The 24,781-nt window shown below is 59.1% G+C and carries 23 protein-coding genes and 1 tRNA gene; 3 read left to right on the forward strand and 21 right to left on the reverse strand.

What is annotated here, in order from left to right:
* Positions 1 to 64: 64 nt before the first annotated feature.
* From ACUUL3_RS07420 to amrA, 9 genes are all read right to left on the reverse strand, one after another.
* Positions 65 to 2,299 (reverse strand): ATP-binding protein, encoded by a 2,235-nt coding sequence (locus tag ACUUL3_RS07420; protein WP_448555998.1) that lies wholly within the window; start codon positions 2,297 to 2,299, stop codon positions 65 to 67.
* A gap of 1 nt (position 2,300) precedes the next feature.
* Complete coding sequence (locus ACUUL3_RS07425) at positions 2,301 to 2,849, reverse strand: DUF4390 domain-containing protein (protein ID WP_448556000.1); 549 nt, start codon at positions 2,847 to 2,849, stop codon at positions 2,301 to 2,303.
* Between the two features lie 235 nt (positions 2,850 to 3,084).
* The gene (hflX, locus tag ACUUL3_RS07430) at positions 3,085 to 4,722 is read right to left on the reverse strand and encodes a GTPase HflX (RefSeq protein WP_448556002.1); all 1,638 of its coding nucleotides are present in this window, start codon (positions 4,720 to 4,722) and stop codon (positions 3,085 to 3,087) included.
* A 91-nt stretch (positions 4,723 to 4,813) separates the two neighbouring features.
* Complete coding sequence (gene selB, locus ACUUL3_RS07435; protein WP_448556004.1) at positions 4,814 to 6,733, reverse strand: selenocysteine-specific translation elongation factor; 1,920 nt, start codon at positions 6,731 to 6,733, stop codon at positions 4,814 to 4,816.
* Positions 6,734 to 6,738: 5 nt separating this feature from the next.
* Positions 6,739 to 7,377: an MBL fold metallo-hydrolase gene (locus tag ACUUL3_RS07440; RefSeq protein WP_448556006.1), complete on the reverse strand. Its 639-nt coding sequence runs from the start codon at positions 7,375 to 7,377 to the stop codon at positions 6,739 to 6,741.
* A 76-nt stretch (positions 7,378 to 7,453) separates the two neighbouring features.
* A complete protein-coding gene (locus tag ACUUL3_RS07445; RefSeq protein WP_448556008.1) occupies positions 7,454 to 8,416 on the reverse strand; it encodes a P-loop NTPase in 963 nt (320 codons plus the stop codon).
* Positions 8,417 to 8,825: 409 nt separating this feature from the next.
* Positions 8,826 to 9,365, reverse strand: a complete 540-nt coding sequence (locus tag ACUUL3_RS07450) for a DUF3334 family protein (RefSeq protein ID WP_448556010.1) — start codon at positions 9,363 to 9,365, stop codon at positions 8,826 to 8,828.
* Positions 9,366 to 9,529: 164 nt separating this feature from the next.
* Positions 9,530 to 9,617 (reverse strand) — tRNA-Leu (locus ACUUL3_RS07455).
* A 100-nt stretch (positions 9,618 to 9,717) separates the two neighbouring features.
* Positions 9,718 to 10,323, reverse strand: coding sequence for an AmmeMemoRadiSam system protein A (gene amrA / locus ACUUL3_RS07460; protein WP_448556012.1), 606 nt, complete (start codon positions 10,321 to 10,323; stop codon positions 9,718 to 9,720).
* Positions 10,324 to 10,450: 127 nt separating this feature from the next.
* Between amrA and ACUUL3_RS07465 the strand changes: the two genes are divergently transcribed.
* Positions 10,451 to 10,807, forward strand: coding sequence for a hypothetical protein (locus tag ACUUL3_RS07465; RefSeq protein ID WP_448556013.1), 357 nt, complete (start codon positions 10,451 to 10,453; stop codon positions 10,805 to 10,807).
* Positions 10,808 to 10,858: 51 nt separating this feature from the next.
* Here ACUUL3_RS07465 and ACUUL3_RS07470 read toward each other — a convergent pair whose 3' ends face one another.
* Complete coding sequence (locus ACUUL3_RS07470; RefSeq protein ID WP_448556015.1) at positions 10,859 to 11,200, reverse strand: IscA/HesB family protein; 342 nt, start codon at positions 11,198 to 11,200, stop codon at positions 10,859 to 10,861.
* A gap of 270 nt (positions 11,201 to 11,470) precedes the next feature.
* On the opposite strand from ACUUL3_RS07470, the gene ACUUL3_RS07475 reads away from it, so the two are divergent.
* Entirely contained in the window at positions 11,471 to 12,565 is a 1,095-nt protein-coding gene (locus tag ACUUL3_RS07475; protein ID WP_448556017.1) for a 6-phosphofructokinase, read from the forward strand.
* Positions 12,566 to 12,634: 69 nt separating this feature from the next.
* On the opposite strand, the gene ACUUL3_RS07480 is transcribed toward ACUUL3_RS07475, so the two are convergent.
* The 3 genes from ACUUL3_RS07480 to ACUUL3_RS07490 are packed head-to-tail and all read right to left on the reverse strand — an operon-like array spanning position 12,635 to position 16,507.
* Complete coding sequence (locus ACUUL3_RS07480; RefSeq protein ID WP_448556019.1) at positions 12,635 to 12,949, reverse strand: HNH endonuclease; 315 nt, start codon at positions 12,947 to 12,949, stop codon at positions 12,635 to 12,637.
* Positions 12,942 to 14,285, reverse strand: a complete 1,344-nt coding sequence (locus ACUUL3_RS07485; protein ID WP_448556021.1) for a bifunctional folylpolyglutamate synthase/dihydrofolate synthase — start codon at positions 14,283 to 14,285, stop codon at positions 12,942 to 12,944. Before ACUUL3_RS07485 ends, ACUUL3_RS07480 begins: the two co-directional genes overlap by 8 nt.
* Positions 14,282 to 16,507, reverse strand: a complete 2,226-nt coding sequence (locus ACUUL3_RS07490) for an ATP-dependent helicase (protein WP_448556023.1) — start codon at positions 16,505 to 16,507, stop codon at positions 14,282 to 14,284. The genes ACUUL3_RS07485 and ACUUL3_RS07490 overlap by 4 nt, the downstream gene beginning before the upstream one ends.
* Before the next feature lie 178 nt (positions 16,508 to 16,685).
* Here ACUUL3_RS07490 and ACUUL3_RS07495 point away from each other — a divergent pair, with 178 nt between their 5' ends.
* Positions 16,686 to 17,198 carry a pancreas/duodenum homeobox protein 1 gene (locus ACUUL3_RS07495; protein WP_448556025.1) on the forward strand — a complete coding sequence of 171 codons (513 nt, stop codon included), beginning with the start codon at positions 16,686 to 16,688 and terminating at the stop codon, positions 17,196 to 17,198.
* Between the two features lie 67 nt (positions 17,199 to 17,265).
* Here ACUUL3_RS07495 and ACUUL3_RS07500 read toward each other — a convergent pair whose 3' ends face one another.
* From ACUUL3_RS07500 to ACUUL3_RS07535, 8 genes are all read right to left on the reverse strand, one after another.
* Entirely contained in the window at positions 17,266 to 18,003 is a 738-nt protein-coding gene (locus ACUUL3_RS07500) for a histidinol-phosphatase (RefSeq protein WP_448556027.1), read from the reverse strand.
* A 91-nt stretch (positions 18,004 to 18,094) separates the two neighbouring features.
* On the reverse strand, positions 18,095 to 19,303 hold the full coding sequence (locus ACUUL3_RS07505; RefSeq protein ID WP_448556029.1) for a hypothetical protein: 1,209 nt from the start codon (positions 19,301 to 19,303) through the stop codon (positions 18,095 to 18,097).
* 164 nt (positions 19,304 to 19,467) lie between these two features.
* A complete protein-coding gene (locus tag ACUUL3_RS07510; RefSeq protein ID WP_448556031.1) occupies positions 19,468 to 19,656 on the reverse strand; it encodes a hypothetical protein in 189 nt (62 codons plus the stop codon).
* A 97-nt stretch (positions 19,657 to 19,753) separates the two neighbouring features.
* A complete protein-coding gene (locus tag ACUUL3_RS07515) occupies positions 19,754 to 21,892 on the reverse strand; it encodes a DNA translocase FtsK 4TM domain-containing protein (protein ID WP_448556033.1) in 2,139 nt (712 codons plus the stop codon).
* Positions 21,893 to 21,946: 54 nt separating this feature from the next.
* Positions 21,947 to 22,360 carry a transcription antitermination factor NusB gene (nusB, locus tag ACUUL3_RS07520; protein WP_448556035.1) on the reverse strand — a complete coding sequence of 138 codons (414 nt, stop codon included), beginning with the start codon at positions 22,358 to 22,360 and terminating at the stop codon, positions 21,947 to 21,949.
* Between the two features lie 9 nt (positions 22,361 to 22,369).
* On the reverse strand, positions 22,370 to 22,837 hold the full coding sequence (gene ribH, locus ACUUL3_RS07525) for a 6,7-dimethyl-8-ribityllumazine synthase (RefSeq protein WP_448556037.1): 468 nt from the start codon (positions 22,835 to 22,837) through the stop codon (positions 22,370 to 22,372).
* 28 nt (positions 22,838 to 22,865) lie between these two features.
* Positions 22,866 to 24,083 (reverse strand): bifunctional 3,4-dihydroxy-2-butanone-4-phosphate synthase/GTP cyclohydrolase II, encoded by a 1,218-nt coding sequence (locus ACUUL3_RS07530; protein WP_448556039.1) that lies wholly within the window; start codon positions 24,081 to 24,083, stop codon positions 22,866 to 22,868.
* A 33-nt stretch (positions 24,084 to 24,116) separates the two neighbouring features.
* The gene (locus tag ACUUL3_RS07535) at positions 24,117 to 24,776 is read right to left on the reverse strand and encodes a riboflavin synthase (RefSeq protein ID WP_448556041.1); all 660 of its coding nucleotides are present in this window, start codon (positions 24,774 to 24,776) and stop codon (positions 24,117 to 24,119) included.
* Positions 24,777 to 24,781 lie beyond the last annotated feature (5 nt).

Raw genomic sequence — 24,781 nt, forward strand, 5'->3', positions numbered from 1 at the left:
TATGCGGTTTTGATTTCATCCTGACCATAATACCATGGGATACCACGCAGGAGAGAACGATTTTCTAGCCCTTGTCCAGGGGAAGCTCCACGATGAACCGGGTGCCCCGCGGTTCATTGTCCTTGACGCGGATGTAGCCGTTATGGTCGGCAACCACGGTGCTGGCAATGGCCAGACCCAGACCGGTGCCGGTTTTTTTCCTGGAGAAATAGGGCTCAAAGAGATGCAGTTTATCCGCGTCGCTGACGCCGATGCCATTGTCCCGCACTTCAAGAAATGCCGCCCGTTCCGCCTGGTCGCAGGAGAGGATGATTTCGATGCGCCCGCCCGCTTCCGTAGCCGCCACCGCATTGTCCAGGAGGTTGATGAGCACACGTTTCATCTGTTTGAAATCAAAGGTCAATCTTGGCATCCCCTGGTCCACGTCCAGGCGGAACTCCCTTTCCTTGTGGGCTTCCTCATAGAGCACGAAGACCTCCTTGGCCATGTCCGCAAGGCTGCCTAAAGACTTCTGTACGGCGGGCATCCTGGCAAAACTGGAAAACTCGCTGACCAGCTTCTTCAGCTCCTCCACCTGATTGACAATGGTCCTGGTGCAGACATCAAAGACCTCCCGATCCTCATCCAGACGGTCGAGATACTTCTTGCGCAGCCTCTGGGCGGAAAGCTGGATGGGGGTCAGGGGATTCTTCACCTCATGGGCAATGCGCCGCGCCACCTCGCGCCAGGCCGCCATGCGCTGGGCCTTTTCCAGTTCGGTGAGGTTGTCGAACACCAGCACCACACCCAAGGGCTGGCCGTTTTCATCCTCGAGCTTGGTGAAGTTGACGCGCAGGGAAAAGGTTTCATCACCAACGGTAAGACGCAGGGGCTTTTCGATGGAAGGCTTTCCCGAGCGTGCCAGTTCGGCCAGGAAACCCTCCAGAATCGTCAGATGCTCCTGGCGCATGACCGCCCGATAATGGGCGCCGGCAAAGACCTTGCGGTCGATCTTCAACAGCTCTTCGGCAAATCGGTTGATGGTGGTGATCCTGCCGTTTTCATCGAGAGAGATCACGCCGGCAGCCACGTTCTGGAGGATGATTTCCATGTACCGGCGCCTGGTTTCCGCGTCCAGGTTGCTCTGCCGCAAGGCAGAGGTCGCCTCCTCGACCTGTTTCTTGCTGGCCGCCAGGTCGCTGGTCATCCGATTGAAGGAGTCCACCAGGGTGCCCATCTCATCGCCCGAGGTTTTTTCAAGCACGAAGTCCAATTCGCCCTCGGCGACCCGGCGGGTGGCTTCCGCCAGCTTGCCGATGGGACCGGTGAGCCCGCCGGCCACGTAAAAGGCGAACCAGACTGCGCAGAAGACAATGAGCAGGGTGACGATGAGCAGCATGACCAGAAGGCTTGTCTTGATGGGGGCCTTCAACAGCAGCAGTTGCTTGTATCCCTCATACCCAGAGGAGACCGTCTCCATCCGCTGAATGCGTTCCTGGGGGATCAGGAGGGAAATGACCAGCACCTCCTGCCGGGAGGAGGATCCGCCGACGCGCACCGGACTGATGCCGCGGACCAGCTCGCCAGCCACCACCGGCTGGATGGTCACCTGCTCCCGGGTGCCGGCAATGGCGTTGCGGATCATCTCCATGGGGATCTCCGGCACAGCCTGGTCCGCGACCTCGGGCCGATAAGCCTTATTGAGAATCTCCCGCTGTTCGGAGATGATCTCCACCCCGGCAAGGCCGTGGCTCTCCATGACCTCGACAAGAAAAAGATCCAGATTGTCGGCGCTGACATGGTTGTAGCGGGGCGAGGCAAGGCGTTCGGCGATAAGGCGGCCCTGGCGGCCGGCCTGACTTTGCGCCTCCTGGTAAACATTTTTCGCGATCTGGATCGACTCTTCCAGGGACTGCTCCACATTGATATTGAACCAGTAGTCCATACTGGTGGAGATAAATTGCAGGGAAATGAAGAAGAGCAACCCGGTGGGAAAGAACGACATGGAAACAAAGGCGATGACCAGCTTGGTGCGCAATCTGGTGCCGAGAAACCTGCGACGCCGCTCGAAAACGAGCTGGACCAGATTGCGGAGGACCAGGAACACCATCAGGAGGAGGAGAAGGACGTTGAAATTGATGAGAACGAAGATGAGGACGTTGCCGCTCACCGGAAAAGGCACGGTGCCCAGCTGGACCACTTTCGTCTCCAGAAAGGTGAGAAGCGGAACGAGAACAAGACAGGCCAGGATGATCAAGCGGATTCGCTTCTTGCGTCGCTCCCGATCCCTCCTGACCACCTCCTCCTGATTGCTATCCATTTCAGTACCTGAATTCGAGGCTGTACCAGTCGGTTTCAAAGTCCCAGAGGCTCAAAAACGGGACCACATAATGGAAATAAAGGGGCAGGGTTTTCTCGGCAAGCTTGGCCTTGACCCTGAGAGAATACTCCTCTTCGGCCCGCAGGGCGTTGAGGGGCAGCACCTGCACGCCGTTGAGCTGTGACATGGCCCGCTTGGCCTCGGGCAGCGATTTGGTGCGGATGATCTGCCCGTCCGCCTCGGAGCGGCTGACGGCATACTCCTCTTTCAGGGTATCGTAGGCCAGGGTGTGCTCAAGTTCCAGGGAAATGACATCCTCATTGAGCCAGGCCTTCCTGTTTCTGGACAGTTCCACATAAAAACTGAAGGTCACCGGGATGCCGTTTCTGATCCCCTCTTCCATCTCGGCGGTAAAGGCGTTCTTCACGTTGAGAAAGAGGAGCAGATCGCTGCTTGAATTGGTGACAATGAGCTCTTCGATGCTGGCATTCTTGGCAAAGCAGTCCCGCGAGGCCGTGACGGTGAAAACCGCGGCCAGGGCAATGAACAAAAAAAGGCTGCGTGCAGAATTCTGAAAAACTCTCGCCATGATTCAATAACCGTACTGCTCCGCGTACGCGCTGAAAATGGATAAGGAAACGGGCGGAATCCAGATTTTGGCAAGCCCATTTTTTACAAAGGTTACGGGTTGTTATACCTGTAAACCAAAACAATTGCACCAGATTGTTACAAAACTTCGGCCCGCCCGAGCCGAAAACGCGGGGGAGCGCCTTGCCGACAACGGTTCAAACGGTAAACCCGCTCTCCGGGCCGCCGAGAGGCGGACGCCCCATCTGGCGCCATTTTTTTGCCACCAGGGAGTGCGCCTTTTCCAGAAACGGGCCGAAAGTTGCCGCGTCCCTGGCCGACAAGGCCACCGCGCCATGGATTCTGACCTGCTCGGCAACAAATTCGGCATCGACGAGGTCGATCTTGTTGAACACCTTGAGACAAGGGAGATCATCAAGCTCAAGCTCGCGGAGCAGCTCCTCAACCACCTGGATATGATCGACAAAGCGCGGATTGCCGAGGTCCACGACATGGATGAGCACGTCCGCCTCATGCAACTCCTCCAGGGTGGCCTTGAACGCCTGCAGAAGCTCGTCGGGCAGATTCCGGATAAAACCCACCGTGTCGGTGATGATCACCTCGACGTCCTCGGGAAAACGCAACCGCCTGCTCGTGGGGTCCAGGGTGGCGAAAAGCTTGTCTTCGGCGACAATCTCGCTCTTGGTCAGGGTATTGAGCAGGGTCGATTTGCCGGCATTGGTGTAACCCACCAGGGAAAGGACAGGCAACTCCCGCTTACGGCGCCGCGAGCGACGGTGCTCCCGCTCCCGGCCCACCTCTTTGAGTTTTTTCGCCAGCTTGCTCAAGCGGTCGTTGATCCGCCGTCGGTCAACCTCAAGGCGGGTTTCGCCCGGGCCGCGGCCGCCGATGCCGCCGGTGAGCCTGGAAAGTGCATCGTCACGGGTGGTGAGCCTGGGCAGCATGTACTTGAGCTGGGCCATCTCGATCTGCAGTTTGCCCTCGCGGCTCAAGGCCCTGCGGGCAAAGATATCGAGGATGAGCTGGGTGCGGTCAATAACCCGCAGTTCGGTATGGTCGGTGATGGAACGGATCTGGGAGGGATTCAGCTCCTGGTCGAAGATGAGCAGGTTGGCGTTCAAACGCAGGGCGGAAAGCATGATCTCCCCGAGCTTGCCCTTGCCCATGATCCATTTCGGATTGATCCTGTCGCGGCGCTGCACCACGGTATCAAGCACCACCACCTCATCGGAACGCGCCAGCTCGACCAGCTCGTCCATGGCTTCCTGCGCCTTGCCCCGCTGGGCCGTGGTCACGCTGACCAGGATCGCACGGTCCCTGCCCTTGTCAACCTCGCGGGCCGGACGGTAGCGGGCGAATTCATCCTCCAGGGCGGCGATGAGCTCCCGACAGGGATGGCTTTGCCGGCTCGGCACCTCGGGAGGCAGAAACACCCAGTTGCGTCCCTCCACGGCCTGCGGGATCAGATGGGCGGTGTAAAGACGGGTGGGCAGGCCGCTTTCGTCCATCTTCACCATGCTCATCAGATCAAGACGCAGAAAGAGAAGATCCATCAGATCGTCTTCGGAAAGATCCTCGCCGCCAAGATGGGTATGTACGCAGCGCAACCCCTTCAGGCGGCCGCCCGCCGCGGAACGGTACTGGCTGAGGGAGGGAATCATGATGGCCCGGTGATCGCCCACCAGAACAAATTCCACCTGCCCGACCCGGCTGAGCAGCACCCCGACCTGCCGCCCGGTTTCAAAGGAAAAGGCGCAAAGCTCCCTGGCAAGCTCAGGGCTGATGATGTCGTCAGGGGAGACCCGCCGCTTGGCGATGCGTTCAAGCCATTTCAACTGCGCGGTTTTCAGGCCGCCGGTGTTGCCGCTTATGATGCCGATGGGAATCCCTCCGGGTAGAGATGGGGAAAAGAAGGAGGCAATACGCTCAACTGCTCCGCTCCCGGAGCAGCCGCTTGTCGCCGACCCGGATGGTCACCTTGATCCTGTCGAAATACTCCAGGAGCGGAATGGAGAACTTTCTGGTCAGTCCGGTCATATTCTTGAAGCGGGGCGCATCGATTTCCCCCTCTTTGCGGATAAAATCAACCACCTGCCGCTGCAGCCCGTTCACTGTCTCGGCGTGAAAATAAAGATCCTCGCTGATCTTCACCAGTACCTGCTCGCGGACCAGAACCTCGAGCACCTCCTTGACCAGGGAGAGTGGATACTTGGCAAAGTGCTCCTGCACCTCACGCACCGTTGGCGGGGTGAGTCCCGCCTGTTTGTAGAAATCCGCCATCTCCCGGCGGACCGCCTGGGCATCCGCCTTGAAGGAAACCTTGTGGCTGGCAAGACGCACGATGGATTCGTCCACCACAATCGCCCCCTGTTTGCCCAAACCGGCAAGGAGGAGTTGAAAGAGCTTCTGGTCGATGGTGCCAGGGAGCCTGGACCGCAATTCCTCTTTGGAAAGCCCTGGCTTCATGGAGTTGTCCCGATGAAAATCGGCCAGAATCTTTACCAGGGACGCAGAGGTCTGCTCGAAGGTTTGCGCGGCAATCATCCGCTGCCGCTCTGAATCAACGACAATGATCCTGCGGCTGGAGATGGGGGCTTCCAGGACTTTCTTAAAACGTTTGCCGAATTGGCCGCTCTTTACTGAAAGCTCATCAAAAGTGAGGCCGGAAATGCCTGCCTCGGCAAGGTGCAGCAGGGCGAGATCCTCGCTGGAGCCTTCATGGTAACAGGCGAAGATCCCCTTGTTCACTTCCTTGAACCGCCGCCGCTTCGGGGGGGCACCGTTTAAGATGGCGCCGCCGCCGATGGTGAATACCGGCGAGTAGCTCCGCACCACATAATGGTCGCCCGGCCAGGCGCCGAAAGGCGCTTCGAGCAGAATCTGCACATTGGCCTGCCCGCCCGGGGCAAGCTCCTCATCATCGAGCAGGACGATGCGGGCCATGATCTCGGCGGTACCGATATGCACCCGCACCCGGGTTCTGTTTTTGAGCGGTTTGGCATTGCCGGAAAGATAGAGAAAATCGGCGTCGAACATATAGGAGGGCTGCAGGGTGTTGGGAGTGGCCAGCATGTCGCCCCGGGTCACCATGTCCATATCAATCCCCTGGATGTTGATGGCGGTGCGCTTGCCCGCCTCCACCAGCTCCATGTCCTGGCCATGCACCTGGATGCCGCGGATCTTGGCGATGTGTCCGGCCGGGTAGACGGCGATATCGTCTCCCACGTTGATGCGGCCGGAAATGGAGGTGCCGGTGACCACCGCGCCGAAGCCCTTCATGCTGAAGACTCTGTCCACCGGCAGACGGAAGGGGCCGTATGCCTCGTGGAATTCGCTTTCCCGCACCAGACGGTCGAGCACCTCCCGCACCTCGGCAATCCCCTCGCCGGTCATGGCCGAAGCCGCCACCATGGGAGCATTTTCCAGAAAGCTGCCCTGCAAAAACTGGCGCACGTCCTCCCGAACCATTTCAAGCCATTCCGGCTCGACCATATCCTTTTTGCTGAGGATGACCAGGCCGCGTTTCACCCCGAGCAGACGACAGATCTCGAAGTGCTCCCGGGTCTGGGGCATGATCCCTTCATCGGCGGCAATAACAAAGGCGACCAGATCGATGCCGGAGGCGCCCGCCACCATGTTTTTCACAAAGCGCTCATGGCCGGGCACGTCGATGATGCCCAGGCGATGGCCGCAGGGCAGATCGAGAAAAGCGAAGCCGAGTTCGATGGTGATGCCGCGTTTCTTTTCCTCCTTGAGCCTATCCGTATCAATGCCGGTGAGGGCCTTGACGAGGCTGGTCTTGCCATGGTCAACATGGCCGGCGGTGCCGAGGATGATCTCCCGCATCCTGGCTACCAGCCTCCGTTCAGAAAGGGATTGGCGCGAGCCTCCTCACCCACTGTGGAGCGGGCGCCACCATAGCCATGTCCCGGCCAGACCACGGTCTCCGGCGGCAGGGAGAGGATCTTTTCCCGGATGGCATCGAGCAGTTGCAGAGTATCGCCGCCGGGGAAATCGGTGCGGCCGACCCCGCCGACAAAGAGGGTGTCGCCGGTGAAAAGATGGGGCGCGGCATAGAGGCAGATGCCGCCGGGGGTATGGCCGGGGGTGTGGAGTACCGTAAGGGTCACCTTGCCGACAACGATGGTGTCGCCGTCGGCCACGGTCCGGTCCGCGGGGGGAGAGAACGGCAGGCCAAGCATGGCAAAATACTGCTCGATGTCCTGACGGGCGAAAAACTCCACATCGGCCGTGTGCATGATGATCGGAGCGCCGGTGGCCTTTTTGAGGAGCGCATTCCCGCACACATGGTCAGGATGGCCGTGGGTGCAGACAATCGCCTCAACGGCAAGCCCTTCGCTCCTGCAGCAGGCGAGGATCTTCTCCTCGCCGCCGCCGGGGTCGATGACACAGCATTTGCCCGTCTCCTCGCAGCCCACCACATAACAGCACACGGCCATGGAACCAACGGTCAACTGTTTCACAATCATCAGCAAAACTCCCCTGATTTCAGCAACTGCCCCGACAGGCAGGCGAAACCGCTTTACTCTTTACACCCCACCGCCTTCAACAGTCGCAGGTATCGGGGTTGCAGGGCCCGCCGCCACAGCCGCAGCTTGAGGCAGCGGCGGCCATGGGGATCGACGAGGCGGCCGATCTGGTCGGCATCTGCTTTTCCACGTTGGCGAGAAACGCATTAAAGGCATTGATGGCCAGGCTCTCGGCCCCGGATGAGAGATAGGGCCTGCCGTCGTCGCCGGCGATCACAACCTTGGGATCCACCGGAATCCTGCCCAGGAAGGGAATGGCAAACTCAGCGGCCAGTTTCTCGCCGCCGCCGGTTTTGAAGATCTCCACCGGCTTGTCGCAATGGGGGCAGATAAAGCCGCTCATGTTCTCGACGATGCCGACAATCTGCATCTTGACATGCTTGCAGAAATTCAAGGATTTGCGCACGTCGGCCAGAGCGATGTTCTGCGGGGTCGTCACCACCAGGGCCTTGGCGTCCTTGATGGTATTGGCCACGGTCATGGGTTCGTCGCCGGTGCCCGGCGGCGCGTCGATGACCAGATAGTCCAGGTCGCCCCAGGCCACATCGGCGATGAACTGACGGATGGCCTGGTTTTTCAGGGGACCGCGCCAGATAATGGGATCATCCCTGTTCTCCATCATGCTCTCAAGCGACATCACCCTGAGGTTGGCGTTGTATTCCATGGGCGGCATCTTGCCCTCCTTGGTGAGTTCGCCTTCCATGCGGCCGTGCATGTTGAGCATGCGGACGATGTCCGGGCCGTGCAGGTCAACATCCATGAGGCCGACCTTGTACCCCTTGCCGGCAAGGCCGATGGCCAGGTTCACCGAGATGGTGCTCTTACCGACCCCACCCTTGCCGCTCATCACCAGGATCTTGTTTTTGATCCGGCCGAGCGAGGCAGTGATCGCCATATTCTGCTGGGCAAGCGCCGCATCGGCGGAACCGCAGGTGCTCCCCTTCTTGCTTCCACAACTTCCACTGCTGCATTTTGACATGATAACCCTCCAACGCTATGGACAATCTCAAAAATTGAGTTGTTCTTGTCAGTCCGTTGAAAAAAAATCCCTGGCTTTTTCAACTGCCGGTTGGCCCAAGAAGGCCTTGGCCAACCCCACGAATTTCCTGACTCCCTCAGAGCCGGCAAAATTCGGCGACATGTCTCCCTGCCGCCGGCAACCCGTTTCCATGGGGCTGTTAAAAGCATGCCCAACAATTCGGATCCTGCCGAAAGCAGAGATCCTTTCCCGGATCATACCCTGGAAACGCAAAATATAATGCAAAACCGCCGTCTTTGAAAGGCAAAAACCCTCTCCCCGGGCAAAGCCCGCCCTGGGGGCAAACCGCGGAAATAAAAATGGACCGCGCAAAGGCGGTCCATTTCCGACACGCCGCTGCCGGGTGCCGTTACGCGGGCAGCGCGACAAATTCGGTGCGCTCCAGGGACATCTCCATATGGAAACGGTTCGTATCCAGGCTGAAAACCAGACGACGGCTGTCCTTATAGTCCAGATCCGGGGTAAGGGTGATGGCGGTGTTCAAGGCCAGGGCCTTGGGCTGGCCTATGTAGGAGGTCAGCTCGAATTTGCTCTCCACCATCTGCATGGCCTTGCCCATGATCTGGTTGGTCATCTCGCCGATGGTATCAACCACGTCGACCGAGGTGAACTCCTTGGCCAGATCGCCCTCCGGCAGGCCCATGGCCAGCATGTAGCTCCGGTAGAGATCCATGGCCGCCGCCGCCGAGAAATTGATGATCGCCAGGCCGCTGTAATCGCCGCTGAACTGCACGAAACAGCCGATATCGGGCTTAAGCCCCACATCGGGGATGATCTGGATGGTTTTTGAGTATTTGATTTCCTTCTTGGTGCTTTTCTCAAGGGTCTTCTTGGTGGCCTGACAGAAGAGCTCGGCAACAAGGTCAATGGTGGCTGGTTTGGCAGTCATTGTTTTCCTCACCTCGGGTCGCTGGCGACCTGTTTCTCGTTTCCTTCCCGGCACAACCGGAAGGGGACCAACGGGTTTTATTATTCGATTTTCCCAAACACTGCAAGAAGAGACGGGCAACAAAAAAGGCTACAAGAAAATCACTTGTAGCCTCAAAAAGTTCCTGGTGCCCAGGACGAGAATCGAACTCGTACGGGTGAAACACCCGAGGGATTTTAAGTCCCTTGCGTCTACCAGTTCCGCCACCCAGGCTCACAACGCTCAACTCAACCAAGGGGCCATGTACCATATCAGCCCTTAAAAATCAACAGCTTCTCCGTTTGGCCGTTCCCGGTCGGAACCCCTCCCCCGGCTAGCCCTCTTCCTCAAAGTACTGAACCTGGTAGACATAAACCTTAAGCCTTTCCCGGCGCCAGGCATCGGGGGGCAGCCAGGCCTTGCGGCAAAGGTGGCTCAAAAATTCTTCGGGATCCGGCAGCTGGGCCCAGACCTGGGGCAGAAAGGTGGCGCCCTGGGGTCCCTTCCGGAGGATGACGCCATCGACGCCCACTCGGAGCTTTCGTGTCAGATCCTCGGAATCCGTGTAGGCAAGCAGACATGGCTCGCTGAGGATGCTGACCTCAACCTCGATGTCGGCCAGTTCGTCGCCCTGCAAGGGACTAAAGCGGGAATCGTGAAAGGCCGCGTTCAAGGCATTGCTCCGTACGCCTTCGACAATGGACTCGCTGGCCGCCAAGCTGCCGATGCAGCCTCGCAGTTCGCCGCGCTTCTTCAAGGTCACGAAAGTACCGCGCCGCGCCTGCAGGGCGTTATCCTTCAGGGTCTGGTCGGGATCATCCTCCTGTCCCGCAGGCAACATGCCAAGCTCTTGGGAGATGGCCCGCCGCGCCAACCGGAGCAGGGCCTTGCCCTGTCTGGCCGAAAGCATTTCCTTTTCATCCCGATCATTTTTGTGCATGGAGCGCTCCCTGTCGATTTCCCTGCCTTCACTTTCCGCCAAAAGCGGAAATTTGCAAAGTAAAAATTATCGGCTCAACAGGGAAACAACTTGAAATCTCAGAGGCAATCAGGAAAGCTGTCAGGCCATGAAAGGCATCATCATTCTTCTCGCCGCCATCACCGTGACCCTGACCGCCCCCGCACGGGCTGCCGATCCGGTCCGGGGCAAGGCGCTTTTTCACAGCCCCAGCCTGGCTGGCGGCACCTCCGGGAAAACCTGCCTGACCTGCCATGAGGGCGGCCGGGATTTTTCCGGGAAAACCTTACGCAGGGAGCGCTATGAGGTGATGGGCATTGCCATGCGGAGCCTGCCCGAAGTCATCAACTTCTGTATCGAGGTCGCTTTGCGGGGGGAGGGGATTGCCGAACAGGGTCAGGACATGGAGGATCTTATCGCCTTCCTCCATGAGTTCATCAAAACAGGACAGCCGACTGGAGAATAAAAAAACCCTGGCCGATCGGCCAGGGTTTTCGCAGCATGGAACTCTCTCTTTTCAGCAACCGCAGGAGCCGCTGGAGCCGCAGGAACTGCCGCAGCTTCCACCGCCCATCCCCAGAGGTTTCGCCGGAGAAATGGCGAAGCCGGAACGGGCACCCGCCTCGATGAAGTCCACCTTGATGACCCCACACTGGTTGCTGAGATTATTATCAACCAGAAACTTAATTCCGCCATGTTCAAACGTGGCATCGTTTTCTTTTGACTCATCCAGAGCCAAGCCCAAAGAGGGACCTGCTCAGCCCCCCTGCATCAGCGCAACACGTACTGCGGAATCGATATTATTATCGTCCAGGTACGCTTTCAGTTTGGCAACCGCCAGATCTGTTACCTCAAGCATCCTTTGATCTCCTCAGCAAAGGTTCATAAAAAATATCCGGCCCTTTCGGACCGGAAAGAAAAATACAAAAGGGATTTTGTCTTTTTCCAATTTCTTAAAAAATAAGAAAAGTTCCTGAATAAGTCAAGACAGGTTTTTTCTTTGACCTCGTGCGCTTTCGCGCATATAACTATGTAAAAGGCCTTGCGGCGCAAGGCTTGCGGAGGTTCTTCGCCGCGGGCAACATCCGTTCCGTCAGGCAAGAAAAAATTCAGCACGAGGTTTTTCAAAATGAAAAAAATCGTTATCTCCACCGGTGGTGGCGATGCTCCCGGCCTGAACGCCGTTATCTATGCCGTGGTCAAATCCGCTGATTACCGCGGCTGGGAGGTTTACGGCAGCCGCGGCGGCTACAAAGGACTGCTCGATCCCGATGAGCTGGTTCGCCTTACTCCGGAACTCGTTGAAGATATCACCCCCATCGGCGGCACCATCCTGGGTTCCACCAATAAAGGCAACCCCTTTGCCATGCCGGTGGAAAACCTGGCCGGCGAGGTGCAGCTTCGCGACGTTTCCGATCGGGTCATGCAAAATTTCAATCGCCTCGGCTTTTTCTGCCACATTGCCGTGGGCGGTGACGGCAGCCTGGAGATCGCGCATCGTTTTGCCACCGAAAAGGGCATGCCGGTGATCGGGGTGCCCAAAACCATTGACAACGACCTGCTCGCAACCCAGAGAACCTTTGGCTGCGACACCGCCGTGGCCACGGCCACCGAGGCCATCGATAAGCTGCACTCCACCGCCAAATCCCACGACCGGGTCATGGTGGTGGAGGTCATGGGCCGCGACTCCGGCTGGATTGCCATCAACTCGGGCCTTTCCGGATGCGCCGACGTGATCCTCATCCCGGAAATCCCCTTTGACATCGAAAAAGTCTGCGCCAAAATCAACGACAACGAGCTGCACCACAAGCATTATTCCATTGTCGTGGTGGCGGAAGGCGCGCGTGCGAAAGGCGCCGAGGTGATCCACAAGGCGCAGGAGCAATGCGAGGTTGGCAGACAGGAGGTGCTCCTGGGTGGGGTGGGCGAATGGGTTGCCAGACAGATCAGGGAGAAAACCGGCAAGGACACCCGCTCCCTGGTCCTTGGCCACCTGCAGCGGGGAGGCTCCCCCACCACCTTCGACCGCATGCTGGCCCTGCGTTTCGGCGGCGCCGCGGTGCGGTTGGCCGAGCAGGAGGTCTTCGACCACATGGTGGCCCTGTCTGCCACCGACATCAAGCCGGTGCCCCTGGCCGAGGCGGTGAAGGCGAGGAAAAAAGTGCCCCTGGACAGCGACAAGGTGCTGACCGCCCGGGAAATAGGCATCTGCCTGGGGAACTGAGGAGGGGAGCGGAATGCCGCATGAACAAGGGGGATCAACAACGCCTTTCCCGGCGCTTCCACCGCCCCGCTACCCCTCTCCCCTGCCGAGCCTCTCCATATACTCCTGCCACTCGATGGGCAGCATGGTCTTTTTCAGGTTGTTGCACTCCTTGCAGCAGGTGACCATGTTGCCCTTGCTGCTGGTGCCGCCGCGAGCCAGGGGCACGATGTGATCCAGGGTCAGATCCTTGGGGGAAAATTTCCGACCGCAATAGTGGCAGAGCCCCTGGGCGAGCTTGTTGCGCCACCAGTTGGTCTTCCGCATCTCCCGCGCCTTGGCGCGCTCCTTGCGGATCCGGGCCTCGTCCACTCCGGTAAAAAAGAAGTCAAGATCCTCAGCCACCCACCAAGTCCCCCAGGAGCTTCTGCCTGGCCGCGCCCACCAGATAGAGGGAGCCGGCCACGCAGATCAGGTCGTTCTCCCTGGCCAGTTCGGCTGCACGGGCCAGGGCTTCGGCAACGGTCACCGCGCCAACCGCCTTGCCGCGCTCGGCCTCAGGCAGCAGGGCCATGAGCGACTCCGGTGTCGCCGAACGCTCACTCTCGGGCCGGGTGAAAACGATCCGGTCGGCCAGGGGAGAAACGGCCCGCAGGGTTTTAGCCACATCCTTGTCCGCCATGCAGGCCCAGACCAAGATGAGCCGTTCATAGGCAAAATCCCGCCGCAGGGCGGAGGTGAGACTCTCCACCCCGGCCGGGTTATGGGCGCCGTCCAGGAGATAGCGGCACACGGGCGGGGCAGATTTTTCTGCCCCCTTTGCCGGACACTCGACGCGTTTGCCCTCGCGAAGACAGAAAAACTCCAGCCGGCCAGGCCAGCGCACCGACACGAGCCCCTCCCTGATCGCTTCCGCCGGCACCGGAAAAGTAGCTGCCAGCTGCTCCAGAGTGGCCAGGGCAAGGGCGGCGTTGTCGATCTGGTAGTCGCCCACCAGGCCGCAGCGCAGATTGTCAAGCCGCCAGGCGCCCGGGCCGGCGCCCAGATAACGCCAGCAGCCGCCGGCGGCCCGCTCCGTTTTGAAATCCCGGCCCGACAGAAACAGGGGAGCGCGCCTCTCCCGGGCGACCGCTTCCACCACCGTCCGGCTTTCGTCGGGAGCCACCCCGGAAACCAAGGGCACCCCCTCCTTGATGATGCCCGCCTTTTCCCCGGCCACCGCGGTCAGGTTGTCGCCCAGATACTGCTCGTGGTCCATGCTGACATTGGTGATCACCCCGACCAGGGGCAAGACGACATTGGTGGCATCTAGCCTGCCGCCCATGCCAACCTCAAGGATGGCCACGTCCACTTTTTCCTTGGCGAACCAGAGCAGGGCCAGGGCGGTGGTGAATTCAAAATAGGTGATCTGGTTTTCACCGAGTGCTTGCCGGATTGCGCTGGCATGCTCGGCAAAGGCCTCTTCGGAGATATAACGGTCGTTGATCCTGAACCGCTCCCGAACCGAACTGAGATGCGGCGAGGTATAGAGGCCTGCCTTGTAGCCGGCCCTGGCCAAAATGGCAAGCAGGGTCGTCGAAACCGAGCCTTTGCCGTTGGTGCCGGCAACATGGATGAAACGCAGCTTCTCCTGGGGATTGCCCACCGAGTCGAGAAACTGGCGCATGCTCTCAAGACCCAGTTTGATCTTAAAAAACTGCAGCTTGTCGAGAAAGGCCCACGCCTCCCGATAGTTCATCATGCCAGGATCTCCAGTTTGGCGTAATCAAGGTGAAGGGTCTTTTTGCCGTAACGTTGGAAAAACACATCCACCGAACGCGGCCCGGCCATCTTTTCCACTCTGCCCTCCCCAAAAAAAGAATGCCGCACCTTCAGGCCCACGGCGAGCCTTGTCGCCGGATCGTCAGCAGACGTGGCAGAGGCGGGCTTTCGCGCCGGCGGCACCCCGAAATCGGTGCGGCCGCCCTTCTCCCGTTCATAAAAGGTAGCCGGCGCCTGCCAGCCCCCGGCCACCGCCGCCGTCTGGGTCAGGCCGTGGGGAAGCTCCTGGAGAAAGGGGGAAATGCCGCCGCGCGCCCCGTGATTGTCATAGGACATCACCTCCTGGGGATAGACGAGATAGAGGCGCTTTCTGGCCCGGGTGGCCGCCACGTAAAGCAACCGGCGCTCCTCCTCCCGCTGTTCCGGCAGGATGGCCTGGGAGGAGGGGAATTTGCCGTCGGCCAGGTTGATGATAAAGACATTGTCCCATTCAAGCCCCTTGGCGGAATGAATGGTGGAAAGGATCAGCCTGCTGCTGCCGACTGCGGCCCCGTCCTCTGCCTGCGGCGGATCAAGGGAGGCATCGTCAAGAAAGCTCTGCAGTTGCGCATAGCCGGCCATGATGAGCTGCAGCTGCTCCAGATCCCGGCGCCGCCGCGGATAATCGTCGTGATAGAGCCGTTCGAAAACGGGCTGATAGTACTCCATGATCTCATCAAACATCGCGGACATGGCAAGCCCGGGCAGCCGCAGACGGGTCAGCAGATCCAGCAGCTCACGCAAGCCGCCCTGCCAGCTCTTGCCGGCCGGATACTCCTTGAGGGCCTCAAGGGGATCCTCGGCGCTTTTAACCCGGCTCAGGATGTTCTGGGCGGTCCTGGGGCCGACCTTGTCGAGTTGCAGGAGAAGCCGGTTCCAGGAGAGGTGGTCGTGGGGATTTGCCACGATCCGCAGGTAGGAGAGCACATCCTTGATATGGGAGGACTCGGTGAGCTTGAGCCCCCCCCGTTTTTCAAACTCGATCTGACGGTTGGCCAGCTCCAGCTCCAGCTTGTAGGAATGGAAACCCGAGCGGAAGAGCACGGCGATCTCCCCCAGGTCCACGCCTTCATTCCTGAGGGAAGCGATTTTTTCCGCCACGTAGCGCGCCTGCTGGGCCTCGTCCCGCGCCCCATACAGATACGGCTTTTCCCCACCCTCAATTTTGCTGAAGAGGGTCTTGGTGTACTTTTCCTGGGCGCGCTCGATGATGGCGTTGGTCACGTCGAGAATCTTCTGGGAACTGCGGTAATTCTCCTCCAGGCGGATGAGCCGGGTGCCGGGAAAAAGATTGGGGAAATCCATGATGTTGCGGAAATCAGCGCCCCGGAAGCTGTAAATGGATTGCGAGTCATCGCCGACCACCATGACATTGTTGTGCCGGCTGGCCATGAGGCGGACGATCTGGGCCTGGATGGGGTTGGTATCCTGGTACTCGTCCACCATGATATGCGTAAAGCGGCCGGCAAGTTCGGCCTGCACCTCGGGAAACTCGGCGAGAACCCTGCGCCAGTTCACGAGGAGATCGTCATAGTCCATGAGGCCGTGCTCCAGCTTGAACTGATGATAATGCTTGCGAATGGTGAGGAGATCGTCAAGAAAATCGTGCAGGTGGCCGTATTCGTCCTCAACCAGCTCCTCCAGCGCCATGCCTTTGTTCACGGACTTGCTGAGGATGTTGACGATGATCCTTTTCGAGGGGAAACGTTTATTCTCGCCGCCAAGACTGAGGGAGTTCTTGAGCAGGTTGACGATCCCCTCGGCATCGGACTGGTCAATGATGGTGAAATTCGGTTCATAGCCGAGCTGACGGCAATGGCGACGCAGGAGCAGGTTGGCGACGGCGTGGAAGGTGCCGCCGGTCACCAGCTGACAGGAGGAATCGACCAGAAAACTGGCCCGGTGCAGCATCTCCTGGGCCGCCTTGCGGGTAAAGGTGAGCAGGAGAATCTCCTCCGGGTTCACGCCCTGTCCGATGAGGTGGGCCAGACGATAGACCAGGGTGCGGGTCTTGCCGCTGCCGGCGCCGGCAATGACCAGGATGGGCCCGGTAATGGTGGTCACCGCCTCATGCTGGGCCTCATTGAGATCCTGGCGGCTGATGCGGCCTACTGGCCTTGGTTCCTCGGTTTTTCGGGGGGGTGGAAATAGGGATTGCTGCATGGCGGCAACTCTAACACAACCGCCAGGCTCCTTTCGACAAAAAAAGTTGAATTTTGGGGGCCAGATGGTAGATTAGCTATGCGTTCATATCTTTACAGGATGTTGGAAAAGCCATCCTGGCTTTTCCAAGTACGCACTCGCCGAAGAGAATCCTTCGAGTGCTCACGGTTTCAACGGGTTGATCCCCGCTGAAATTGGCGATCCATCCCCCTGGATCGCCGGCAGGCCGACGAAAAACGAGTTTTTCAACAGCCTGTCAAACAGTGCGCGCCGCTTCGGCGTCAAGAGACAAAAGACCAGTGAGATGGAGAACATGACCGATCTTTTCAGCAATGAAGCATTGAGCAAGCTCTTCCCGGCGGATCGCGCCAACCGGTTCTTTGACGCCCTTTTCGGCGACGCCGAGGAAGGCGCCTACGACATCAAACTCGTCTTCACGGGACAAACCGGCACCTGTCTCAACTTTGCCCTGGAACTGCATGAACGGCCCGGCAGATGCCTGGCCTGCAACCTCACCTACGGCCTGCCCGAAGTCTTCAGCAGACATCCGGTCATCAACATCAAGGGGCTGGTGGAAGAGATCAATACCCTGCTTGCCGGCAGGGCCACCTGCACCGGCTGGCGGCTCGGCGCCACCAATTCCGTCACCAGGAAGCTGCACACCATTCCCCTCACCGTCAACCTGGGGTAAACCGGCCCGCCCCCATCCCATTGGGCGCACAAACACACAGGGCGGCAAGATCCCTGCCCAACCACGGCTAAGACGGTCGAGAGGCCAATTGGGCAAAAAAACGGCCTACATCCGAGGGCTTGTGGGCATCGGAGCCTGCCAGGAGGGGAATACCCAGACGCTCCGCATCCTCGACGATCCAACCGGCGGGATAGGGCGCTCCGCGCAGGGAAAACCCGGAGGTGTTCACCTCCAGAGCCATCCCTTTCTCCCGCATGGCCCGCAGAACCTCTCTGATCTTGTCGTGATGCGCCTCGCTGAAGCGGGTGTCCGGATGATGGCGGAGCACGGCGTCGAGATGACAAAGAACCGTGCCGGGCAAAAGGGTAATGGCCTCAAGGAGAGCGGAAAAGTAACCGGAGATGACCTTTTCGATTCCATGGGCGGCCAAGGCCTCCAGATTGTAGGGCTTGCGGCTCACCACGTTGTAGTGCCGGCCTGCAATCTCAAAAAAATGAAAGGATACCCCGACCCGGTCCCATCGGTATTGCCGCAAAAAACCAAGCAATTCAGGCACCGCCTTTGGGTTGTACCCGACCTCCACTCCGAGGCCGATCCGGATTTTCCCCTTGTAGCGCTCCCTGAGCCTGCACCCTTCGGCATGGTAAAAGGCAAAATCATCCGCGGAAAGCCAGGTGGATTCAAAGTAGCGGATGCCGCATTCCAGATGCTCAAGAAAGATGATTTCCTTGAGCCCGTTGCCCACGGCGGCCAGGACATACTCCTCCATCTCGCCTTTGGCGTGGTGGCAGAGTCTGGTGTGCACATGACCGTCGCTTAAGGTATCTACCCGCATTGTCAGTAAGAAAAGAAGTGGTTGGAGGGATACGGGCCTCCGGGCCCTGACGGGACGCCTCTCAGTGGAAGTCCTCCTGCCGGACCACAACCCCGTTCTGCGCGTGGCGCAAGCCGCTGCCTGCCCGTGCAAAGGGAACAAAGACAAGCTGATAGCTCTTGACCTGGAAACGCAGACGCGGCAACCAGGGGAAGATATTCTCCTGATTCACCGCTGCATTGGCAAAGGTTATCTTGAGACTCTGCAACGCCTCGTTTAAAGAAACGGTCACCGGCCGCGTTTCCTGGACCGGCAGGTGTTTGCTCTCCCCGACTCCGGGCTGGCTCACGGTAAAACGGCTTGCCAGCTCCAGGAACGCGCGCGGTTTTATCCGAAAAGCCGGAATCCAATACTGCATGGCCATCTCCTCGTTGCTCGCCCGCACTTCCCGGGGCTGCGCGGTCGCTTCGGCAAATTCGCCGTAGGTGTTGATGGCGCCTCCGGCGGCGGAAGCGGCAATTTTCCAGAAAGGAAGATAGACCAGATCGTTTTCCTGACTGGGGATGGTTGCCCAGGGCACCTTTTTCAGCGCCTCTTCCGCGACCAGGAGAGCACTCTGACATTTGCCGCAGAGCAGAACCTCGCTCTCCCGAGCCCCTTCGAATTTTGTCCCGCATCGGCCGCAGGCGCCGGGGAGGACGAGCGGTTTCCAGCTGAAATCCTTGATTGCCAGAGCGGAAAAGATTTCGGCGGCGCCACCGGGAAGATCCGCCAAAGCCTCGCCGCTCACGCCGTCAAAAACATGATCACCGAACAGGGAGAGGGGGTAGTAGATCAGGCTTGTCGTGTCGCCGACATACGCCTGATGAAAAAGACGCACGCCAGGGGGCGCGGTCAGCTTGAGCGCCTCGGCGAGAATCCTGTTCAGACTCACGGTATTGTTGAGAAAAACAACCCCTTTTTCCGCCCGGGCAAACCGAAGAACCGTCTGTTGCGGCAGCTCGATGGTGGAGGGAAGAAAATCGAGGGGAGCGGCGAGACGGATCACCTCGAAGGCCGCCTGCGTTACCCCTGCTTTGCCGCAGCTGAAAAGGGTGCCGCGCAGATGGGCATAGGGGACGAACAGCTGGTGCGCCCCTTTGCGGGCATGGGGAATGACATAGCGGGCTGTATTCCGGCTGGGCAGCAGATTGTTGCCCCGGCAGGAGCCGCATGCCACCAGGCGATCCGTTTCCTTGATGGCCAGGGGCTGCGCGCAGTGGCTGCAATTATGAGTAACGGCAAAAACCATTGGTTGTCCTGAAAACCCGTCCATTGACGAAAGAGAGCCTCACAGCATTTTCAGGGTAGCAGTTTTTCTCAACATATCAAGAAATTGTAGCAAGACTGACAAAAAAAAAGAGCACATCCTCCCCACGGGAATGTGCTCGGCAAAAATAGCGCTTTCCAAAAAGGCTAGGCATTACCACGCGGAAAAAAATGAACCACTCCGTCGATCTCCGAGGTGTCACAGATGCGTCCGGGACCAAGCTCCATGAATTGCTCGATCCCGTCCATGCTGATGGAAATCTTCTCGCCATCGGGCATGTGGAACACCACCGTGCGAACCTTTGTTATATCAATGGGCGTTCCAGCCACTTTCATAGAACCTCCTCAAAAAAAACAGCAAGATTAAAACACCACTGGCTTTTTAGTACTTTATTCATTTCTTACATTTCAGCAAGAGAATGTCGCGGAAATTTTAATAGCTCTTCCTTGCCAGCACTTCACGGGGCTTTGAGCCGTCGGCAGGCCCCACCACCCCTTCCCTTTCCATGAGTTCGATCATCCTGGCCGCCCGGTTGTAACCGACCCGCAAACGACGCTGCACCATGGAAATGGAGGCCTGACCCGTCTCGCAGACAAGGGCCACGGCCTCGTCATATTTTTCATCCAGCTCACCGCCCCCATCACCCTCGGCAGTCTCACCCTCCTCGGCGAGCCTGAGCACGGCCTCATCATAGCGGGCAGTGCCCTGCTCTTTCAGGAAAGCGACAATGCGCTCGGTTTCCTTTTCGGAAATGTAGGCGCCGTGAATCCGCTGGATCTTGCTGGTGCCCGGCGGCATGAAGAGCATGTCGCCGGCGCCCAGGAGATGCTCGGCGCCGCTGCCGTCGAGAATGGTGCGGGAATCGATCTTGGAAGAGACCTTGAAGGACATGCGGGTCGGGAAATTCGCCTTGATGAGCCCGGTGAGCACGTCCACCGAGGGCCGCTGGGTGGCGAGGATCAGATGCATGCCCGCGGCCCGGGCCATCTGGGCGAGCCTGGCCACGGCATCCTCGACCTCGCGGGAGGAAACCATCATCAGGTCGGCCAGCTCGTCGATGATGATGACGATGAGGGGCAGCTTGTTCTCCGCCGCCGCGTTGTAGCTGGCCAGGCTTTTGACCTTGGCCTCCTCCATGAGCTGATAACGGCGTTCCATCTCACGCACCGCCCAGAGCAGGGCCCGACTGGCCAGCTTGGGGTCCACCACCACCGGGTGCAGCAGATGCGGAATATCCTCATAGCCGGAAAGCTCGATGCGCTTGGGGTCGATGAGGAGCAACCGCACCTCCTCCGGGGTGGCGTTGAAAAGGATGGAGCAGATGATGGTGTTCACCGCCACGCTTTTTCCCGAGCCGGTGGCGCCGGCAATGAGCAGATGGGGCATTCTGGCGAGATCCGCGACCACGGGATTGCCCACCACATCCATGCCCAGGCCGATGGTCAGCCTGGAGGCGGCCTTCTGGAACTTTTCATGGGCAAAAATATCCCGCACATAGACCACATGGCGCTCCGGGTTGGGGATCTCTATCCCCAGGGCCGCCTTGCCGGGAATGGAGCCGACAATGCGGACGCTTTCCGCCTTGAGCCCCAAGGCCAGGTCGTCGGCCAGGCCGATGATCTTGTTGATCTTGATGCCGGGCGCCGGCGCAAACTCGTAGGTGGTGATGACCGGACCGGGAGAAATACCGACCACCTTGCCCTCGACCCCGAAATTCATGAGCTTCTCCTCAAGCTCGGTGCTCACCGCATAATAGTATTCCCGATCCACCGACACTTCGCGGTTTTCAGGTTTATCAAGCAAGGAAAGGCCGGGCAGCCGGTAGGCGCCGCTGGCCGCCGGCAGGAATTGGAACTCATCCTCAACCACCTCGTCGGCGCCAGCAAGCTTCACCGGCTCATGGACGCTGGGCACCAACGTCGCATCCTGGGCGGAAATTTTCTGCCTTGCCGGAGGGGCATCCTGCCGGGCGGGAGCCTCAGCATCTTCCATGTTCTGGGCCTCCCGCCATGCCTGCCGCCTCTCGGCAACCGTGTCACGGAGCCGGGCGCCAAAAACATACGGAGAAAAATCAAGGGTAAGCATCAGGGAAATGATGAGGATCACGACAAAGAGGAGGAGCGAGCCGGGGCCGCCGAAAAACTGGGCGCCGTGGTAAGCAAGAACTCTGCCGAGATACCCGGCTGCCGGATACCGATGGCCGAAAAGACTCAGTTCGCCGAGGGAAGCGGCTCCGATCAGACCACTGCTGGCAAAGAGAATGCCGGTTCCGCCGGCAACGATCAGGGGCAGCTTCTCCGCGCTCAGGCTGGGAGAAAAAAGACGCAGGGAGTAGAAGAGCAGCAGAAACGGCAGCCAGAGGGAGGTCAGCCCGAAAAATCCCATGAGCAGCGTGGCGCAGAAGCGGCCGACCGCCCCACCCCAGTTCCCGGCCACGGCCTGCGCCGAATCGGGCTGGGCGGAGTAGCTGACCAGGCAAAGGAGGAGAAAAAGGGCAAAAAAAACACCGATAACAGAGAGAATCTCGCGTCCGAGCGTGGGTTTTTCGTGCCTGCTGGTGCCTCGTTCCATACCGTAACGTATCACTTCCAGGGCAGAGAGTCTATCCCGGACCACATCGGCATCTTAACCGGTACGGTCGAGATTCTTGAGAATGGCATCAAGAATGCCGTTAATGAAGGCGGGTGAATCATCGGTACAATAGCGCTTGGCCAGTTCGATGGCCTCGTCGATGGCGACCCTGGGCGGCACGTCATCCTTGTAAAGCATTTCATAGGCAGCCAGCCGGATGATATTGCGGTCCAGGACCGACATCCGGCTCAACCGCCAGTTGACCGCGCTTTCAGCTATCTTGGCATTGATCTCTTCGAGCTTTTCCGTGATGCCTTCCACCAGTTCCCTGGCGTAGGGAACGGATTTCCTGCTCACCTCGAAATTGTCGCAGAGCAGGGGGAAGTTCTCCACCGCCGGGGTGGAGGTCATCTCCCCCTGATACAATGCCGTAAGGGCAAGCTCCCTTGATTTGCGTCTGGTTCCCATGGATGACAATCAGGGCAGTTGAGGGAGGAGGTTGACCATCTCGATGGCGGTGGCCGCGCATTCGGAACCCTTGTTGCCGGCCTTGGAACCTGCCCGCTCAATGGCCTGCTCGATGGTATCCGTGGTCAAAACGCCGAAAATGATGGGCACCCCGGACTCCATGCTGGCCATGGCGATGCCCTTGGCCGCCTCGTTGGCGACGAAATCAAAATGGGGGGTGGCCCCGCGGATTACGGCGCCGAGACAGATCACCGCGTCATACTTGCCGCCTCTCGCCATTCTCTGGGCAACCAACGGTATCTCGAAAGCGCCGGGCACCCTGGCCACGTCAATATTCTTGTCAACCGCGCCGGAACGGAGCAGGGTGTCCATGGCACCTTCCAGCAAACGCTCGGCGATGAACGAATTGAAGCGGGCAATGACGATCCCGAATTTCTTCCCGTCGGCCTGCAGTTTTCCTTCAAAAAATTTCGGCATGCTCATTCCTCCCGGAGTATTTACCCGCTTATGCGTTGTTTTTGTTTTTCAGCTCCAGCATGTGGCCGAGCTTGTCTTTTTTGGTTTTCAGGTAGTTGATGTTTTCCGGCTCCGCCTCCATCTCGATGGGCAGCCGACCGGTCACCTGCAGGCCATAGCCCTCAAGGCCGACGATCTTTTTCGGGTTGTTGGTGATGAGCCGCATCTTGCGCACACCCAGGTCGCGGAGAATCTGGGCTCCGATCCCGTAATCACGCAGGTCCGCCTTAAATCCCAGGGAGACGTTGGCCTCCACCGTATCCATCCCCTGCTCCTGCAGGGCGTAGGCCTTGATCTTGTTGACCAGGCCGATGCCGCGTCCCTCCTGCTGCATGTAGAGAACGATGCCGCTGCCCTCCTTGTCCACCATGCGCATGGCATTGTGCAGCTGACCGCCGCAATCGCAGCGCTTGGAGCCGAAAACATCGCCGGTCAGACAGGCGGAATGCACCCGGACCATGATCTCCTGACCCGGCTCGATCTCGCCCTTCACCAGGGCGACATGTTCATGGTCATCCACATCATTGGTATAGACGATGGCCCTGAACTCTCCATACCGGGTGGGCAGTCTGGTTTCGGCGGCGCGATGGACCAGCTTGTCTTCCCGGGTCCGGTAGGCGACCAGATCAGCGATGGTGGCGATCTTCAGACCGTGCTCCTTGGCGAAAATCTCCAGATCGGGCATCCGGGCCATGGTGCCGTCCGCCTTCATGATCTCGCAGATAACCCCGGCAGGATGCAGACCGGCCAGGCGGGAAAGGTCCACGGAGCCTTCGGTCTGGCCGGTGCGCACCAGAACGCCGCCGCGGCGGGCGCGCAGGGGGAAGATATGGCCGGGGCTGACGATATCGTAGGGCTTGGCCTCCGGGTCCGAGGCGACAAGGATGGTCCGGGCCCGATCCGCCGCTGAGATACCGGTGGTCACTCCGGTGCGCGCCTCGATGCTCACCGTGAACGCCGTCTCAAAGGGAGACTGGTTGTTCTGCACCATCATGGGGATCTGCAACTGTTCCAGGTGTTCCGGAGTCAGGGTCAGGCAGATGAGGCCGCGGCCGTGGGTGGCCATGAAATTGATGGCCTCGGGCGTCACCTTTTCCGCGGCCATATAGAGATCCCCTTCGTTCTCACGATCTTCATCATCGACCAGGATAATCATTTTCCCGGCCCGGATATCCTCAATCACATCCTCAATCGAACTTACAGCCATCGTTATTCACCTTAACAGCCCTTAACGCCGCGCTTATTTCAGAAAACCGTGCTCGGTGAGAAAAGCGGGATTAATTCGAGATTCCTTCATCTCTTGATCGCTCCCCTTGACCGAGAGCAGTTTTTCCACGTACTTGCCAATGAGATCAACCTCGATGTTGACCGTATCCCCCTGTTTCAGAGCGCCAAGGGTGGTCACCTGCAGGGTGTGGGGAATGATGGACACGGAAAAGACCCTGGCATCCACGCTGTTCACCGTGAGGCTGATGCCGTCGATGGTGATCGAACCCTTCTCAATGATGTATTTCCCCAGATTTTCCGGCACCGCAAAGGAAAAGAGAACGAAACCGCCCAGAGGCTTGCGCGCAAGCACCGGCGTGGTGGCATCGACATGGCCGCTGACCATGTGGCCGCCCAGCCGGTCGGAAAGCCTCAAGGCCCGCTCCAGGTTCACCACCCCGCCGGTGGAGAGCCTGCCGAGATTGGTGCGGGTAAGGCTTTCCGGCGAGACATCGACGGCAAATCTGCGACCACTGATCTCCCTGGCGGTAAGACAAACGCCGTTGACGGCGATGGACTCGCCCTCTTCCGGGTCGGGCAGGTCGAAATCCGCCTGGACGACAAAGAGCATCCCGCCACCGGCCGGCCGCTTTTCAACTATTTTGCCTTTTCCCAGTATGATTCCGGTAAACATCTTCC

The organism is Thiovibrio sp. JS02 (genome assembly GCF_053485635.1).